This is a genomic window from Mesorhizobium sp. M0991 (assembly GCF_040318915.1).
In the GTDB taxonomy this organism is placed as follows: domain Bacteria; phylum Pseudomonadota; class Alphaproteobacteria; order Rhizobiales; family Rhizobiaceae; genus Mesorhizobium.
In genome coordinates, this window is sequence record NZ_JAMYNE010000044.1 from 17,205 (window position 1) to 29,773 (window position 12,569).

Here is a 12,569-nt window from a genome sequence, read left to right on the forward strand (position 1 = left end):
TGCGTAGATCGACACAGCTTTATTCGCCGTGCCGGCCTTAGACATTTGTCGTGAAAGTACCACTTTCATTGATTTTCGTTCGCAAAGATACTGTGAAGTTATTTGAAGCCTGTGTGTTGCAAGCGTCATGATTGCGGAGGGCCGCCACGACACGCATCGCTAAAGGCCGGTACCACCGGTTGACGTCCGACCCAGCCATGGCCGCCAAGACCACGGCGCCCTTTCGAGTGAGCGACCTGGTACGGTCTTCGACCGTAGGGGAAATGCACGCCCCCAGAATAATGCGATGCGCCGCTTGGTCCAAAGGCTTGTTCGGTCACGATGATTTCAGAGAAACCTCCGGCCTTCGCCGCAGCGGAGGCGGACATCATCCCTAGGATGCCACCGCCGATGATCGAAAGTCTACGAGTCATATATCCCGCTGCCCATTTCTTCGGCTGCGGGGGCGGGCCAGCTCTCGATCGAGGTATGCCGGTTCCAAAAGCACGTGCGCCATTCGGTCCCTGCGACTCAATCCAGGCGGAGGGATGAGGCCGCAAAGCAGCCTTTTGCGCGCCCACTGGTGGGCCAAGATGGAGCCATCGTAAACGCAGCATTCGATGATCGCCGCCGCGGAGTCTTCAGGCTGTGCCGCGCCCGACACCGGCGACGTAGTGGTCGTCGATGGCCCCGTCGCCGATGTCGATCCGAAGCTCGACCAGTTTCGCGGTGAGCTTCACTGCTTATTCCGCAGTGTCCACCGTGGCGCAGGAGGTTCTATCAGGCGGTCACGGCTGCGTTCGTTGTCGGATCTTCGACGATGTCGGACATGAGACACAGCGCCATCAGGGTGATCGCATTGTTTTGAAATGATTTTCTCATTTGGCACGACACCTGCAGCGCAGTCCGCAAAACGCGCTGCGGCACGGAAAGAGGAGAAATCATCCCATGATCATGCGCGCCGAACCTGCGGTCGCAGCCGCGAAGCAAACTGGGCATGAGCGCTCCGCCAATATCAAGCAATTCAAGCAAGATTTTTCGTAATTCAGTCCACATTTCTGAAGAGCAAGGAGAGAATATCATGGCGAGAAACCAAATGCGCGCGGCGCTGGGAGTAACAGCGGCCGTTGTCCTCATTGTGATGGGACAGCAGGCCGTCGCGGCGGACCTTGCGCAAGCGGCGAGCGTCCCGCAGGCGGGAGCCTCGGTCACGGAAGCGCCAAGCCCTTGGCAGATCCGCCTGCGTGCGTTGGGGGTCGTCACTGAGGATTCGGGCTACGTCAATGCAGTGCCCGGCTCCGATCTTTCGTATTCGAACACCGTGACGCCGGAACTCGATATCTCCTATTTCTTCACGGACAACATCGCCGCCGAGCTGATACTCGGCACCACCTATGCTAACATCGGGGGCCAAGGTACGATCGGCAGGCTGGGCAATATCGGCAAGGTTTGGCTGCTGCCGCCCACGCTCACATTGCAGTATCATTTTACCGATTTAGGCGCGTTCAAGCCCTATGTAGGCGCCGGCGTGAACTACACGATCTTCTATAACCAGGGTGTCGGCAGTGCCGATGCTCTCAAGGTTAAGAATACGTTCGGCGCCGCGCTGCAGGTCGGATTCGACTACATGGTGGATCAGCACTGGGGCGTCAACTTCGACGTGAAGAAGCTTTTCCTCAAGCCAGACTTCGACGTCACGGTCGACGGCGCGAAGCTGACGGGAAAGGCGGAGCTCGATCCCTGGTTGATAGGCGCAGGTGTCACCTACCGCTTCTAACAACGAAAGGTAAAGGCGGCTGGTGATAGCCGATCGGAAATAAGGGCGCCTCGTGCGCCTTTTTACGGTCGTCCCTGCACGGGCGACACTTGAAGAAGCCGTTGTCGACGGACGGCCGCCCTCCTCCAGAGGACCAAGAAGGTATCCCTGGTCAATGCGGCCTCCACTAACGCCTGAAATGGACGTGCTTAGATGCGCTTCGAATCAGGATGGTTGTTGGGTATTGTTGATGGACTGCCCGGCATCAGTCTCCCGGACGTCATGTCAGAGCTATGCGCCTTTGTAAGGCGAGCACGGACCTCCCTCGACGCCGACAAGATGCCTTGTTCAGCCATGCTGCGACAGCTGCTGTTCTTTTGCTGCAGGAACGGTGGCTGGCGCCCAGAGGATGCATTCCTCGACAGGCCAAGGCCTGCCTTTGCCCTGCCCCATGGCTTGACCCATGCCACGGTGCCGCGCTCCAGTTCGGCAATGATGCGGTCGGTGATCTCCTGATAAAGGCTGGCGCCGGGGCGCCCGCCCTTGCCTGCGCCAGCCTCTGTGCTGGCACAACGCTTGCTGTTTGCACGCATGTCTTATCCTCCGCTCACCAATCGCCGCGCCTTTCCCCGGAAGATCCCATGGGGCGGTGGAGGCAGCGCTCGATCCCAATCTCGCGTGCCTGCCCCCGTGAGTGGGGTGGGCGGCAGAAAGCGACTGGCTTGGCCCGCTGAACGAGGCGGGCCGCACCCGAAGGGCCGGAACGGAGTGGAGGATGCGCGCGCAGCGAGCGTTGCGGCACGCCGCAGCGGGCCTAGAAAGGAGCGTCGCCCACCCCGCGAGCGGGGGCAGGCAACAATCAAACCGCATCGCGAAGCGATGACCGCAGCTGCGATTTAACTCGCTTTGACCAGCATGTTGTTCATGAAGAACTTGGAGGGACAGTACACATGAAGACTGAAAACACGACTGAGAATGAAACCGGTGCAGTCCATACGACGCTCGGCGCTATCTTCCTGTCTCTCGAACTCAGTCGCTCGACCTGGTTGGTGACGAGCTTGCTGCCGTGCAATGGAGAGAAGATGTCAAAGCGCGTCGTCAAGGCAGGCGATACGGCCGGATTGTTGGACCTTGTCCGCCAGCTGAAGGCGACGGTTCGGCGCAGAACGAGCCGTGACGTACCGGTGATCGCAATCCAGGAGGCTGGCCTGGACGGCTTCTGGATACATCGGATCCTTGCGCGTGACGGCATCGAGCCATGTGGTCGACGCCGCATCCATCGCAACGTCACGCAGGAAACGCCGGGCGAAGACAGACAAGCTGGACGGCGAGACCCTCCTTCGCGCCCTGCTTGCCTACAAGCGCGGCGAGCCGAGGGTCTGCGCTATGGTCGTGCCGCCATCGCCCGAGCAAGAGGACCGGAAGCGCAACAGTCGTGAGCGACGCGCTCTCATCGCGGAGCGGATCAAGATCGTGAACCGGGTCAAGGGGCTCTTGTTCTCGCAAGGTGTCGTTGGATTTGAGCCACTGAAGCGGGACCGGCGCACGCGACTGGAAGAACTTAGGACCGGCGACGGCCGTGAGCTGCCGCAGAATCTGAAGACGGAGATTGTGCGTGCCCTGGACCGGATCGAGCTCGTGCTCCGGCAGATCAAGGACGTGGAGGCAGTGCGTGACGAAGTGGCTCGCAATGAATGCGAACCGTCAAAGGTCGCCAATGGAATGTCGATGCTGAAACAACTGCGCGGCGTGGGAGCGGACTTTGCCGAGGTGCTGTGGTCCGAGGGCCTGTACCGCGAATTCGGAATCGAAGGCAGCTTGCCTCCTATGCCGGCTTGACACCGACACCGTGGCAAAGCGGATCGATCAGCCGGGAACAGGGCGTATCAAAGGCGGGCAATCCGAGGCTGAGGACCGTGATGGTGCAATTGTCGTGGTTCTGGCTGTTGCATCAACCTCGCTCGGCATTGGCAAAATGGTTCCAGGAGCGGGTTGCGCTCGAGGGTGGCAGGCGCCGCAAGCCGGCCATCATTGCGCTCGCGAGGAAACTTCTGATCGCGCTGTGGAAGTATGTTCATCATGATGCTGCCATTGAGGGTGCTGTCATGAAGCCGGCCTGATCAACGCACTTTCTTCCATCCGCCGGGATTGATCGCTCCCGGCTGATCCAGGGCGAACGAACCTCCCACCCCACTTGGCTTAAAATGCCGTCCGGAAGACTGGTCGCGTTCCCCTGAGCCTTACCGACGAAAGCGGGATATTGGTGCAGTTGCCACAGCGCAGCGACCGTATGTGAGTTTGGACCGGTGTTGTCACCGCGCCAAGACGACAGGCTCGGACCTTGGATCACAACGCATTGAGGTTGATATGCGAAGACAGCCTTGACGACAAAGTCCCCATGTGAGTGGGGTGGGCAGCGCGTCGCGACCGGATAGGCCCGCCGTGGTAGGCGGACCGCATCCGAAGGACCGGAACGAAGAGGAGGACCCTGAGCGCGAGCGAAGGGTTGCGGGCTGCCGCGGCGGGCCTAGAAGGGAGTGCCGCCCACCCCGCGCCACCGGGAAAGGTCAACAGACAAACCGCGCCGCCCGCAAGGGCGGCGACCGTCACAGCCCGAAAGGCTGCCCACGCCAAGGGGCGAAGCCGAATGGCCGAGACCGCCTGAGCTTGTCGAAGAAAAGCGGGCTCGGTTCACGAGCACCTGGTGCGCGTCGCCAGCGCGGGTGCTCCTGTCAGCAGCATGAAATGCCTGGAAAACCTTCTGGTCGAGTCTCATCAACCGCGGTTTCGTCGCTGCTTCCAGATTTATTCAGAATGAGGGTCGAGTAAATCGGCCGGCTCGATTCCGAGCACTCTGGCGAGTTTTGCCACCGTATCAATGCTGGCGGCATAGACCGAGCGCTCAAGTGCGCTGACATATGTTCGGTCGACGCCAGCCTCATGCGCCAGCGCTTCTTACGACAATTTCTTTTTTGGCGATGCCTACGCAGATAGCGGGCAAAGACCTCTCGGATTTCCATGCACGAGAAGCCACCCTCTTGTCGAGGATTTCACCACGGAGGATTCTCTACAAAAATCAGAGACAACAAAGGGGAGCGGCTGCACGGCATCACTTTAGCGACGGCAAATCCCGCTGTCCGTGAACTCAAGGATGTAAATCGTGAAGTTTGACCCCCAAACAAAGCGCAACGCCATCTACAGGTCACGAGAGCGACGCATTTGTGCCAGAAGCTCGCAAGGATCGATATCGAGAGCCTCGGTAACGTCGAGAAACTCAATTACGTCCAGCCGACGTTCACCACCCTCGTACTTGGCGACGAAGGATTGTGGGCGGCCCAGCATATCAGCAACCTGGGTCTGGGTGACTCCTTTGGTTTTGCGCGCCGCAATCAGCCGTTTCAGAAGCCGGCGCTGGCGAGCTGATCGAAGGGATTTCGGCATCAAACGAACCGGCCAAGAAGGAACCGGCTCACCGACTAATCCCAGTTTCGGATTATCCCATTTTGGGATATTGTGCCGTGCGCGGGCGCGGAATAGGTCTTAGGCGAGACATGAAATGGTAGACAGATTGTTCCAACCTGCTGTTGCCGACGAGGTCCCATGGGCGGAGAGCCTGACCGCTTACGACGATGAACACTTCACGACATATTTGAAGCTTTTAGACGCATGCGCCGGCAATGCCAGCGAAGAAGAGATGGCGCAGGCGATATTGGGCATCGATCCAGTGCAAGAGCCAGCGCGCGCCCAAAGGGCGGTTGGCAGCCATCTCGCGCGCGCCCACTGGCTGGTGGTGGCGGGGTACAAAGAACTGTTCTCTGGCCGAAAGGCCTGATGGTGACGTTATAGAAGAAAACGCTTATAACCACCGTTCATAAGCGAGCGCCCGCGTCTGACTGCACGGCGGACGCTGTCGCGAAGATGGTCACCGGGGTGGGCCCAGTCCTGCTCGACGCGGGCTCTGCCGAAGAGAGCAAGGCCGATTTCGCGGTGTGACGCGCCAGCGATGAAGCCGTCGAGCGCACGCAAGACTCGGCTCAACCGCGAGCAACGGGGCTCGGCCGGAAAGAATCCTGGTTGCAGCCTGCCGGTCCAACAGAGGCTGTTCAGACATTCCAACGCGTTCAGGCGTTGCTTCAGTTCCTCTGGCGACCAGAGGACGGAGGATGTCAATCGCACAGGTTCGAGGATGCTGACGCCGGAGGCAGCCAGCTGCAAGCTCCTACCACTGTCTTCGACAAGGACGTGCTGATGCCCGTCCCGCGTGACGAGTATGGAGATGCGGCAGGAGCGCGGGGCGAGATCAAGCAAGTCAACCCCGCGCGGCCGCGCCGCCATTTCGGCAGCAACGGGCAAAACATGCGGACATTGGCAGGGGCACCAAAAGACGCTCGCATCAGTTCCTTTTGAGCTTGCAAAACAGAAGGCCCCACCGCGAGAGATCAACAGTGTTCGAACGCAGGCTGATAATGTCCACGGACCGGGCGTTCGTGCGTTCGGCACCGCGTAGCGCGTTCGCCAGATCCTTCTGGAAGTCCGGATTGCGCCTGAGGAATTGCCAGGCCCAGCCTCGGCTGGTGAGCTGCTCGACATAGCCATAGTCACCATCATCTTGCCTGTCCGGCCAGGCAGGGCCAGGTCTTGTTTCGTCCATTGCATCATTTCCAGAAAGGGTTGGATTCCAGGCTCAGGCGATCTTCATGACCGGTGTCCACAGCACCGGGCCCTTGAGCCCGCCATTGCGACGGAGGGCTTCCAAGCTCTCTGTCGAGACGTCGAGATATCCGGCAACGGCACGTGTGTTGCCAATTGTTTGCGGATCGGACAACCGTTCGAGTGGCCAGCCGGCGCGACGCAAGATCCGCTCTATGCGCAGATCGGTTACGGTGACGATGCTGCGCAGACCGCGTGACACACCAAACTCGACCATTCCGGCAAACAGCTCGTAGGTGCCAACAGCGATGCCCGCCTGTTTCGGCGCGGAAGGCGGCAGATCAAGCGCAAAACGGCTGCTTTCCCAAACCCGCGGATCTTCCGGCGCTGAACGGTCAGCAAGGAGAGCGAAGCAGCTATCGCGCAGCATCGTCGGTCCGGTGGTCGGCAACAGGCGCACGCAACCGTCGATGCGCCCGGTCGGCGAACGCAGCAACAGGTAGTGGGGACGAAGCGCGTCGAACGGATCGACCTCATAGCCGCCGCTGAACGAAACGTCCCAATCAAGTCGATCCCTGAAGACGCGATACCGCAAGCGGTGCATCTGCTCGAGCTCGTCGCTGAACTCAGCGTAGCAATCCGGCGTGATCAACTGCATCATGATGGCCTTTCTCCCTCGCATGGATAACACCTGCGATTGAAGGCAAGGGCCGGAGTTGATACAACCTGTGTATGTGCCTAGGTTTCGGAGATCAGGTGAAGAGAGATGGCCTGGATAGTGCAAGCCGAACGGCTGCCTGAATAACCGTCTTCACGCCAAGCTTCATCCTGGCGTTATCCCGATGATAGGCTGCGGTGTGCCGACTGATTCCCAAGATGCGGCCGATCTCCCACGCCGTCTTTCCGCGAGCCGCCCACTTCAGACACTCGATTTCCCTTCGCGATAGGGCGACGCCATCCACGATCCTACCGTCGGCCAGCTTGCGACAGGCATGAAGATGAAGAAAATCGCGATGAGCTCGAGCGCGCGGTCATATCGGTCGATCACGCGGAAGAACAGTGGTTGCCTCTCGTCGGAGGCGAAGGTCAGTGCTGCAAACAGGCCGCCGCTGTCATAGATCGGGATCGTGAAGCCGCAGCGAATGCCGAATTGCGTCGCCTCATCCATCAATTGGCGCTGCTGCGTCGATAGTTCGAGATCAGCACCGTGCGCATCCCAGTTGAATGGTTCCTGACCACCACGCGCCTAATAACCGGGTCGATCTTTTCATACCGACTGTGAAGGTAGTGAGATGTCCAGGATTGAGGGTAGGTGGAAATCAGGCGCACCTTGCGGCCCTTGCCAGGGGAAGGGAAAAGATAGGCAAAAGACGGCAAATCGAGCGAAGAGGCAATCTCGCCCAGAGCGTTGCGCAGGTCCGTCGCGTCAGCGCTGTCTACGATCTGCTCTACAAATCTATGAAAAGCGTCTTGCATAGCTAAACTGCAGTGAGTTCTGGCCCCCCACAAAGAAGCCAAGACGGGCCGGCCAATGCGCAGCCATTCTGGGCTGAAGGCCCGGCCGGAGACTGAGCTCCGTGCCGGGCCGTGCGCCTTGGGAGGGCGATATGTGCTTCGACGGCGCTCTTACCGAGACCGAGACCTAATTCCAGCGTCATCTGTTAGCAGGTGACAGTTGTCCTCTTGGGCTGCACTTCCTTACGGTCGGGGTGTCTGTTTACGGGCTGTTGAGACTGTCTCCATGAGGAGCTCGGGCCTCACGGTAGATTGCGGTCTGTGGTCTCTGAGAGCGTCACCTCTACAACTTGCAGCAGCCCTACGTCCCATCTTGGACGCGAAGGCGGTACTGTGTTTCTGGCGTCGAATTTCGGCAGCGGCTCCCTCGATGGAAGTTGCCTTACAAGCGAAGAGCGTGCTTTGCGCGCGCCTGCTCATGACGCCACAGGGCTACCGGACGTGATATCCTGGTCGATCCGAGTCGAAGGCGTCATCTCACGTCAGATCATATCGCGCCCTCCGCCTTCAGCGCGCGATAGGTCGTGTCGACTGATTTCGCGGTCGCGTCGACGATGATGTCGACCTCTTTTCGGGTAATGATCAGAGGTGGCGCGAAGCCGAGGATATCGCCATGCGGCATCGCGCGGCCTATGACGCTCTTTAACTGACCCGTTCATCTACATGCCCAAATCTCTTCGATCGCCCGCCACTGGCGGTTTCTGGCCCAACTAATTTCGTTACGCAAGGCGAACGGCCTGACCCAGGAAGTTCCAGCCGTGCGGGCTCACCGAGCATCCTGGTTTCGGATTATCCCATTTTGGGATAGGCTGCTTGGCTCCAGCACAGCACAGGCAAGGCTCGCAGCAGACATGAATCGACCGATCGAAACCGGTGAGATTAAAAGCTCAACTCTGTCCGACGAAGTCCCGTGGTCGGAAAGCCTCACGGCTTACGACAAAGAGCATTTCACGACCTATATGCAGCTGCTCGATGCTTCCGCAGACAACGCCACCGAAGAGGAAATGGCGCATCTGATCCTCGGCATTGATCCGGCACGAGAACCGGAGCGCGCCAGCAAGGCCCTTCGCAGTCATCTCGACCGTGCAAACTGGATGGTCACGACCGGATACAAGGATTTGTTCGCCAGCTGACCAATCAAGCTGTCGCTCCGTTACGTCGTTGGAGCAGGAAGTCCCTGTACCCGCCAACCCAGCGCATGGCCTCCCAGGCGAGCCGTTCCTGGAAGAGCCTTTCGTGAAGTTCGTCGGCAAAGTCGCCGTAGCAATCGGGTGCAATCAACCGCATCACGAGGGGCTCCGGGCAGAGCTTGGCCTGTCATTGGAGGCGAACGCGCCCGCCCTACAACCTTTACGCCTCTACAGGCAGAATGGCTTGTCAGTGGATTCCAGATCTGGAGTCGCCTAGTCGCACAGCTGCCTGGGTGATCGTGCGCACGCCAAGCTTCTTCTTGGCATTGTCCAGATGGAAAGCGGCGGTGCGCGGCGCGATGCCCAAGATGCAGCCGATATCCGCCGCGGACTTGCCACGCGCTGCCCATTGCAGGCACTCATATTCACGGGGCGTCAACGAAACGCCGTCCACCGTTCGATTGCCGGACAGCTTTCGACGGGCATGCCTGTGAAAACAGGTCGCCATGAGGTGAAGAGCTTGTTCGTATCGCTCGGCGATGCGCAGGAACGTCGGATTAGGTTCATCAGCGGCAAACGTCATTGCTGCGGTGCCACCCCGTCGATCGACAATCGGGATCGTCAAACCACAGCGGATGCTGAACTCGGCCGCTTCGTCGAACAGCCTCTGCTGAACCTGCGAGGTCGCAAAGCCGCGCATATCTGATCCCCACCGAAACGGGCATCCGCCACACCGCGCACGAAGAATAACCGGATCGACTTTCTGATAACGTTTTTGCAGATAGTGCGCCGTCCAGCGGGCCGGATAGTTCGAGATCAGCCTGGGCTTGTGGGAAGGTTGCGGCGGCAGGGACAGATAGGCGAAGATGGTCAGCTCGAGTCCTGCGGCCGCACAAGCCATGGCTTCGCGGAAATCGGCTTCGTCGACGCTTTCCGACAGTTTTTCCAGGAATGTCTCGAAGACAATTTGCATCCTTCGCACGCCTTGAACTCAATGCCTCGATTCTCTGCTGTGCGCGGTCCCGATGTGTAGACGCGACGGTCAATCTCACGGGCCAATGTCGCGGACGTTTGCCAGCATGTTATGATCGTCCCGACAAGAAACCGGGACGTTCTCACGATCCCGGCACTGGGTGCCTTCAGCCTCACACCAGCGGTGGACTCTTCGAACGGTGAATTCCGAGCCGCGCTTCCAGCAGCGATCCAGGGCTGATATGTGCGATGCGAAGCACCTCGGCCGGGCGCCGAAAGCTACCGTGCGGGTGGCAGCCGGAAGATCGAAGTGCCGTTCAGACATACGGATCACTCTTTCTCAAGCGTTCTGTCGAATGCGTTGCAAGCGCTCCCATCGAGCGCTTCGAAAAAAGCGCCGTGCTGGGCAGGGAGGACACCGGCAGGACGTATGCAAAGACACCGCAGTCGAAAATTTTCGCATAGGTGTGGGTGAAGCAATAGTGTTCTTGACAGAACTGTATTCTAGCGTTTTGGCAGCTGTCAACTCGCTCGAGACAGCGGGAATTTGGATCGAGGCCCGCTCTCAGTACGAACGTGCAATGCGCTCAGTCCTCTAGCAGCAGCAGCAGCTACTCCCGAACCACCCTGCTCTCGCCCGATGTCAGGGCCGGATTTCACGGATTGCGCGTGTCACTTGATGCTCGGGGCCGACACAATCGGACCTCGTTCAACATCATCACTCTGAACAACAGCCACCTTCCTGGCCATGCGAGGGTCTCCGCGTCACGCCGAAAAGGCGCCGACACCGTGCCCAGCATTGCGATCTGTATCGATGCGCGCCATGCCAAAGCTGCGATCGATGGCGCCGCACAAAACCGAAGCAAACGCCGATGGTCTGGCGATCTTCCAGAAGTTGGGTTCTTCCGGGACGTGCGGATGAAAGGGTGCGATAGCATGCTGAGGGGCACGCTCGTGGCGGCACGCGCCCGGCTGGTCAGGATGACCGCCGAACTCTCTAACGTATCGGTGGGCTCATGAAAAACGGTCGGACTGCTTGTTCCTGCGGGCAAGGGAAGCATCTTGTCGATCAGGACCGGCTCGCTCCTATCGTGCTGCCGATGCCGGAGGCTTGGCGCAGCATGCGCATCCGCGCCGCGAGCTCGGGCGCCAGCTTGTCGCGGGCGCCCGCCAAAGCCAGCCTCATGTCGATCCCCGGCGTGGGCACGATCACCGCGACCTCTTTCGTCGCCGGCATTGAGGAGCCTGACAACTCACGAAAATCCCGCTCTGTTGGCGCATGGCTCGGCTGGCGAAGCCGCTACGAATCGGGGGAGGTCGATTATCACGGCCACATCTCCCGTCGCGGCGACCGCCGTTTACGAGGGCTTCTCTACGGAGGCGGCATCGGTCAATTCTGGCTCGCAGCTCGACAAACAGCACCCTGAGCACATGGGACCTCAAGCTGCGCGAGAGGATCGGCTTCAAACGGGTGGCCGTTGCCGTAGCGCGCAAACTGGCGGTCACGATGCATGCGATGCTTAAGACTGGCGAGTTCTTTGATCGGATCGCGGGAGCCACAGCATGAAATTTGCGGATGCGTTCAAGATCTGAGCACCTGAGATATCCCTGCCGGGACGAGGGGCCGAGCCATTCCGCTGATGGGCTTGCGCCGCTGACTCAGCAAAGCGCGTCGTCCACATTGAAGGCTCGTCCCGCGAACCTCAATCATGGGGCGACTGATGTTGACTGCGAAGACAACCGTATACCCGGCAAACGCATCTCAAAGCGCGAAGATACTTGACGTTCCTTCCGCGATTAGACAACCCCATCAACCTCACCGGCCACAGGATCAGCTGAGTGCGCAGGCGATCGAGAAGTTGAGTGCGCGGCTTCTCTTTTGCCGCCATACTCTCCCGACTTTAACCCGATCGAGATGGCCTTCTCGAAACTCAGAGCCCTCTTGAGAAAGTCCGCAGGCCGAACCACCGATGTTCTCTGGTCCGGTCGTGGCTGACTGCCTCTCACCTTCAACCGCAAGGAATGCAGGCACCATTTCCGGGCAGCCGGCTATGAACCCGGAATACGTCGAATCTGCGCTGTCATGTGAATCCAAAGTTCGCCACATAAGGTCTGCTCTGTTTTTTGGCAGAAGCGTTTGACTGGTGAGAGGATCTCGTCGGCGGACTTGGTCCACTTGTAGAGTTTGGTTTTCGTTATGCCGCTCGATGAAGGTGTGGATATCGGCTTGGAGCTGGCTGGTCGAGGTGTGAGCGCCGCACCGTAGCTGCTTGCGCGTAAGCTCGGCGAACCAGCGTTCGACCTGGTTGATCCAGGGGCCGACGTCATTTCTAGGGCTCTGCGCGAGTACCCGTGCTGATCGAACGGCTTTTCGCGTAAACATTTGTACATAAAAAATATAGGTAAATTCAAGAACTCTGCCGCGCACCCCTGCTAGGTTCCCACGGGAAGCCAAGAGGAGTGTGCGCATGAGCATCGTGAACGAAGTCGATCAGCTGAAACGGCGTCTTGCCGACAGCCAGAATCAGACCTACCCATACGTTATGCATGCGTTCGGGTTGGATCTC

At 59.3% G+C, this 12,569-nt stretch carries 10 protein-coding genes and 7 pseudogenes; 6 read left to right on the top strand and 11 right to left on the bottom strand.

Features of this window, described 5'->3' with window-relative positions; translation table 11 throughout:
• Positions 1–759: 759 nt before the first annotated feature.
• Complete coding sequence (locus tag NKH70_RS32290; RefSeq protein ID WP_352997462.1) at positions 760–1,011, bottom strand: hypothetical protein; 252 nt, start codon at positions 1,009–1,011, stop codon at positions 760–762.
• Positions 1,012–1,075: 64 nt separating this feature from the next.
• Here NKH70_RS32290 and NKH70_RS32295 point away from each other — a divergent pair, with 64 nt between their 5' ends.
• Positions 1,076–1,756, top strand: coding sequence for an OmpW/AlkL family protein (locus NKH70_RS32295; RefSeq protein ID WP_353027211.1), 681 nt, complete (start codon positions 1,076–1,078; stop codon positions 1,754–1,756).
• 188 nt (positions 1,757–1,944) lie between these two features.
• On the opposite strand, the gene NKH70_RS35915 is transcribed toward NKH70_RS32295, so the two are convergent.
• On the bottom strand, positions 1,945–2,328 hold the full coding sequence (locus NKH70_RS35915) for an ArdC-like ssDNA-binding domain-containing protein (protein ID WP_502908446.1): 384 nt from the start codon (positions 2,326–2,328) through the stop codon (positions 1,945–1,947).
• A gap of 357 nt (positions 2,329–2,685) precedes the next feature.
• On the opposite strand from NKH70_RS35915, the pseudogene NKH70_RS32305 reads away from it, so the two are divergent.
• Positions 2,686–3,855: pseudogene (locus NKH70_RS32305) on the top strand (IS110 family RNA-guided transposase).
• Positions 3,856–4,540: 685 nt separating this feature from the next.
• Here NKH70_RS32305 and NKH70_RS32310 read toward each other — a convergent pair.
• Both NKH70_RS32310 and NKH70_RS32315 read right to left on the bottom strand, forming a co-directional pair.
• A pseudogene (locus NKH70_RS32310) lies at positions 4,541–4,755 on the bottom strand (helix-turn-helix domain-containing protein).
• 175 nt (positions 4,756–4,930) lie between these two features.
• A complete protein-coding gene (locus NKH70_RS32315; protein ID WP_352621183.1) occupies positions 4,931–5,176 on the bottom strand; it encodes a helix-turn-helix domain-containing protein in 246 nt (81 codons plus the stop codon).
• Between the two features lie 115 nt (positions 5,177–5,291).
• Between NKH70_RS32315 and NKH70_RS32320 the strand changes: the two genes are divergently transcribed.
• Positions 5,292–5,567, top strand: coding sequence for a DNA -binding domain-containing protein (locus NKH70_RS32320; RefSeq protein WP_353027203.1), 276 nt, complete (start codon positions 5,292–5,294; stop codon positions 5,565–5,567).
• 8 nt (positions 5,568–5,575) lie between these two features.
• Here the strand turns inward: NKH70_RS32320 and NKH70_RS32325 are convergent, their stop codons facing one another.
• The 5 genes and pseudogenes from NKH70_RS32325 to NKH70_RS32355 all read right to left on the bottom strand — a co-directional run.
• Positions 5,576–6,070, bottom strand: coding sequence for a DUF2285 domain-containing protein (locus NKH70_RS32325; RefSeq protein WP_353027204.1), 495 nt, complete (start codon positions 6,068–6,070; stop codon positions 5,576–5,578).
• A 58-nt stretch (positions 6,071–6,128) separates the two neighbouring features.
• Positions 6,129–6,386, bottom strand: a complete 258-nt coding sequence (locus tag NKH70_RS32330) for a transcriptional regulator domain-containing protein (protein WP_353027205.1) — start codon at positions 6,384–6,386, stop codon at positions 6,129–6,131.
• Positions 6,387–6,419: 33 nt separating this feature from the next.
• The gene (locus tag NKH70_RS32335; RefSeq protein ID WP_353027206.1) at positions 6,420–7,046 is read right to left on the bottom strand and encodes an acyl-homoserine-lactone synthase; all 627 of its coding nucleotides are present in this window, start codon (positions 7,044–7,046) and stop codon (positions 6,420–6,422) included.
• 91 nt (positions 7,047–7,137) lie between these two features.
• A pseudogene (locus NKH70_RS35920) lies at positions 7,138–7,861 on the bottom strand (LuxR family transcriptional regulator).
• A 526-nt stretch (positions 7,862–8,387) separates the two neighbouring features.
• Positions 8,388–8,537: pseudogene (locus NKH70_RS32355) on the bottom strand (aspartate aminotransferase family protein); the annotation flags it as partial.
• Positions 8,538–8,751: 214 nt separating this feature from the next.
• Here NKH70_RS32355 and NKH70_RS32360 point away from each other — a divergent pair.
• The gene (locus NKH70_RS32360; RefSeq protein ID WP_353027209.1) at positions 8,752–9,033 is read left to right on the top strand and encodes a DNA -binding domain-containing protein; all 282 of its coding nucleotides are present in this window, start codon (positions 8,752–8,754) and stop codon (positions 9,031–9,033) included.
• 244 nt (positions 9,034–9,277) lie between these two features.
• Here NKH70_RS32360 and NKH70_RS32365 read toward each other — a convergent pair whose 3' ends face one another.
• Positions 9,278–10,003 (bottom strand): LuxR family transcriptional regulator, encoded by a 726-nt coding sequence (locus NKH70_RS32365; RefSeq protein WP_353027210.1) that lies wholly within the window; start codon positions 10,001–10,003, stop codon positions 9,278–9,280.
• Between the two features lie 800 nt (positions 10,004–10,803).
• On the opposite strand from NKH70_RS32365, the pseudogene NKH70_RS32370 reads away from it, so the two are divergent.
• Together NKH70_RS32370 and NKH70_RS32375 are read left to right on the top strand one after the other, a co-directional pair.
• Positions 10,804–11,569 (top strand): annotated as a pseudogene (locus tag NKH70_RS32370) (transposase); the annotation flags it as partial.
• Positions 11,570–11,861: 292 nt separating this feature from the next.
• A pseudogene (locus NKH70_RS32375) lies at positions 11,862–12,091 on the top strand (hypothetical protein); the annotation flags it as partial.
• Here NKH70_RS32375 and NKH70_RS32380 read toward each other — a convergent pair.
• Positions 12,052–12,379, bottom strand: a pseudogene (locus NKH70_RS32380) (hypothetical protein); the annotation flags it as partial. The pseudogenes NKH70_RS32375 and NKH70_RS32380 sit on opposite strands and share 40 nt — an antisense overlap.
• Between the last annotated feature and the right edge of the window lie 190 nt (positions 12,380–12,569).

Bases quoted from the DNA above. Each gene is read 5' to 3' on its own strand.
- NKH70_RS32335 (WP_353027206.1), bottom strand. From the start codon at position 7,046: ATGATGCAGTTGATCACGCCGGATTGCTACGCTGAGTTCAGCGACGAG.
- NKH70_RS32315 (WP_352621183.1), bottom strand. From the start codon at position 5,176: ATGCCGAAATCCCTTCGATCAGCTCGCCAGCGCCGGCTTCTGAAACGG.
- NKH70_RS32325 (WP_353027204.1), bottom strand. From the start codon at position 6,070: ATGGCGGCGCGGCCGCGCGGGGTTGACTTGCTTGATCTCGCCCCGCGC.
- NKH70_RS32320 (WP_353027203.1), top strand. From the start codon at position 5,292: ATGGTAGACAGATTGTTCCAACCTGCTGTTGCCGACGAGGTCCCATGG.
- NKH70_RS32365 (WP_353027210.1), bottom strand. From the start codon at position 10,003: ATGCAAATTGTCTTCGAGACATTCCTGGAAAAACTGTCGGAAAGCGTC.
- NKH70_RS35915 (WP_502908446.1), bottom strand. From the start codon at position 2,328: ATGCGTGCAAACAGCAAGCGTTGTGCCAGCACAGAGGCTGGCGCAGGC.
- NKH70_RS32295 (WP_353027211.1), top strand. From the start codon at position 1,076: ATGCGCGCGGCGCTGGGAGTAACAGCGGCCGTTGTCCTCATTGTGATG.
- NKH70_RS32360 (WP_353027209.1), top strand. From the start codon at position 8,752: ATGAATCGACCGATCGAAACCGGTGAGATTAAAAGCTCAACTCTGTCC.
- NKH70_RS32330 (WP_353027205.1), bottom strand. From the start codon at position 6,386: ATGGACGAAACAAGACCTGGCCCTGCCTGGCCGGACAGGCAAGATGAT.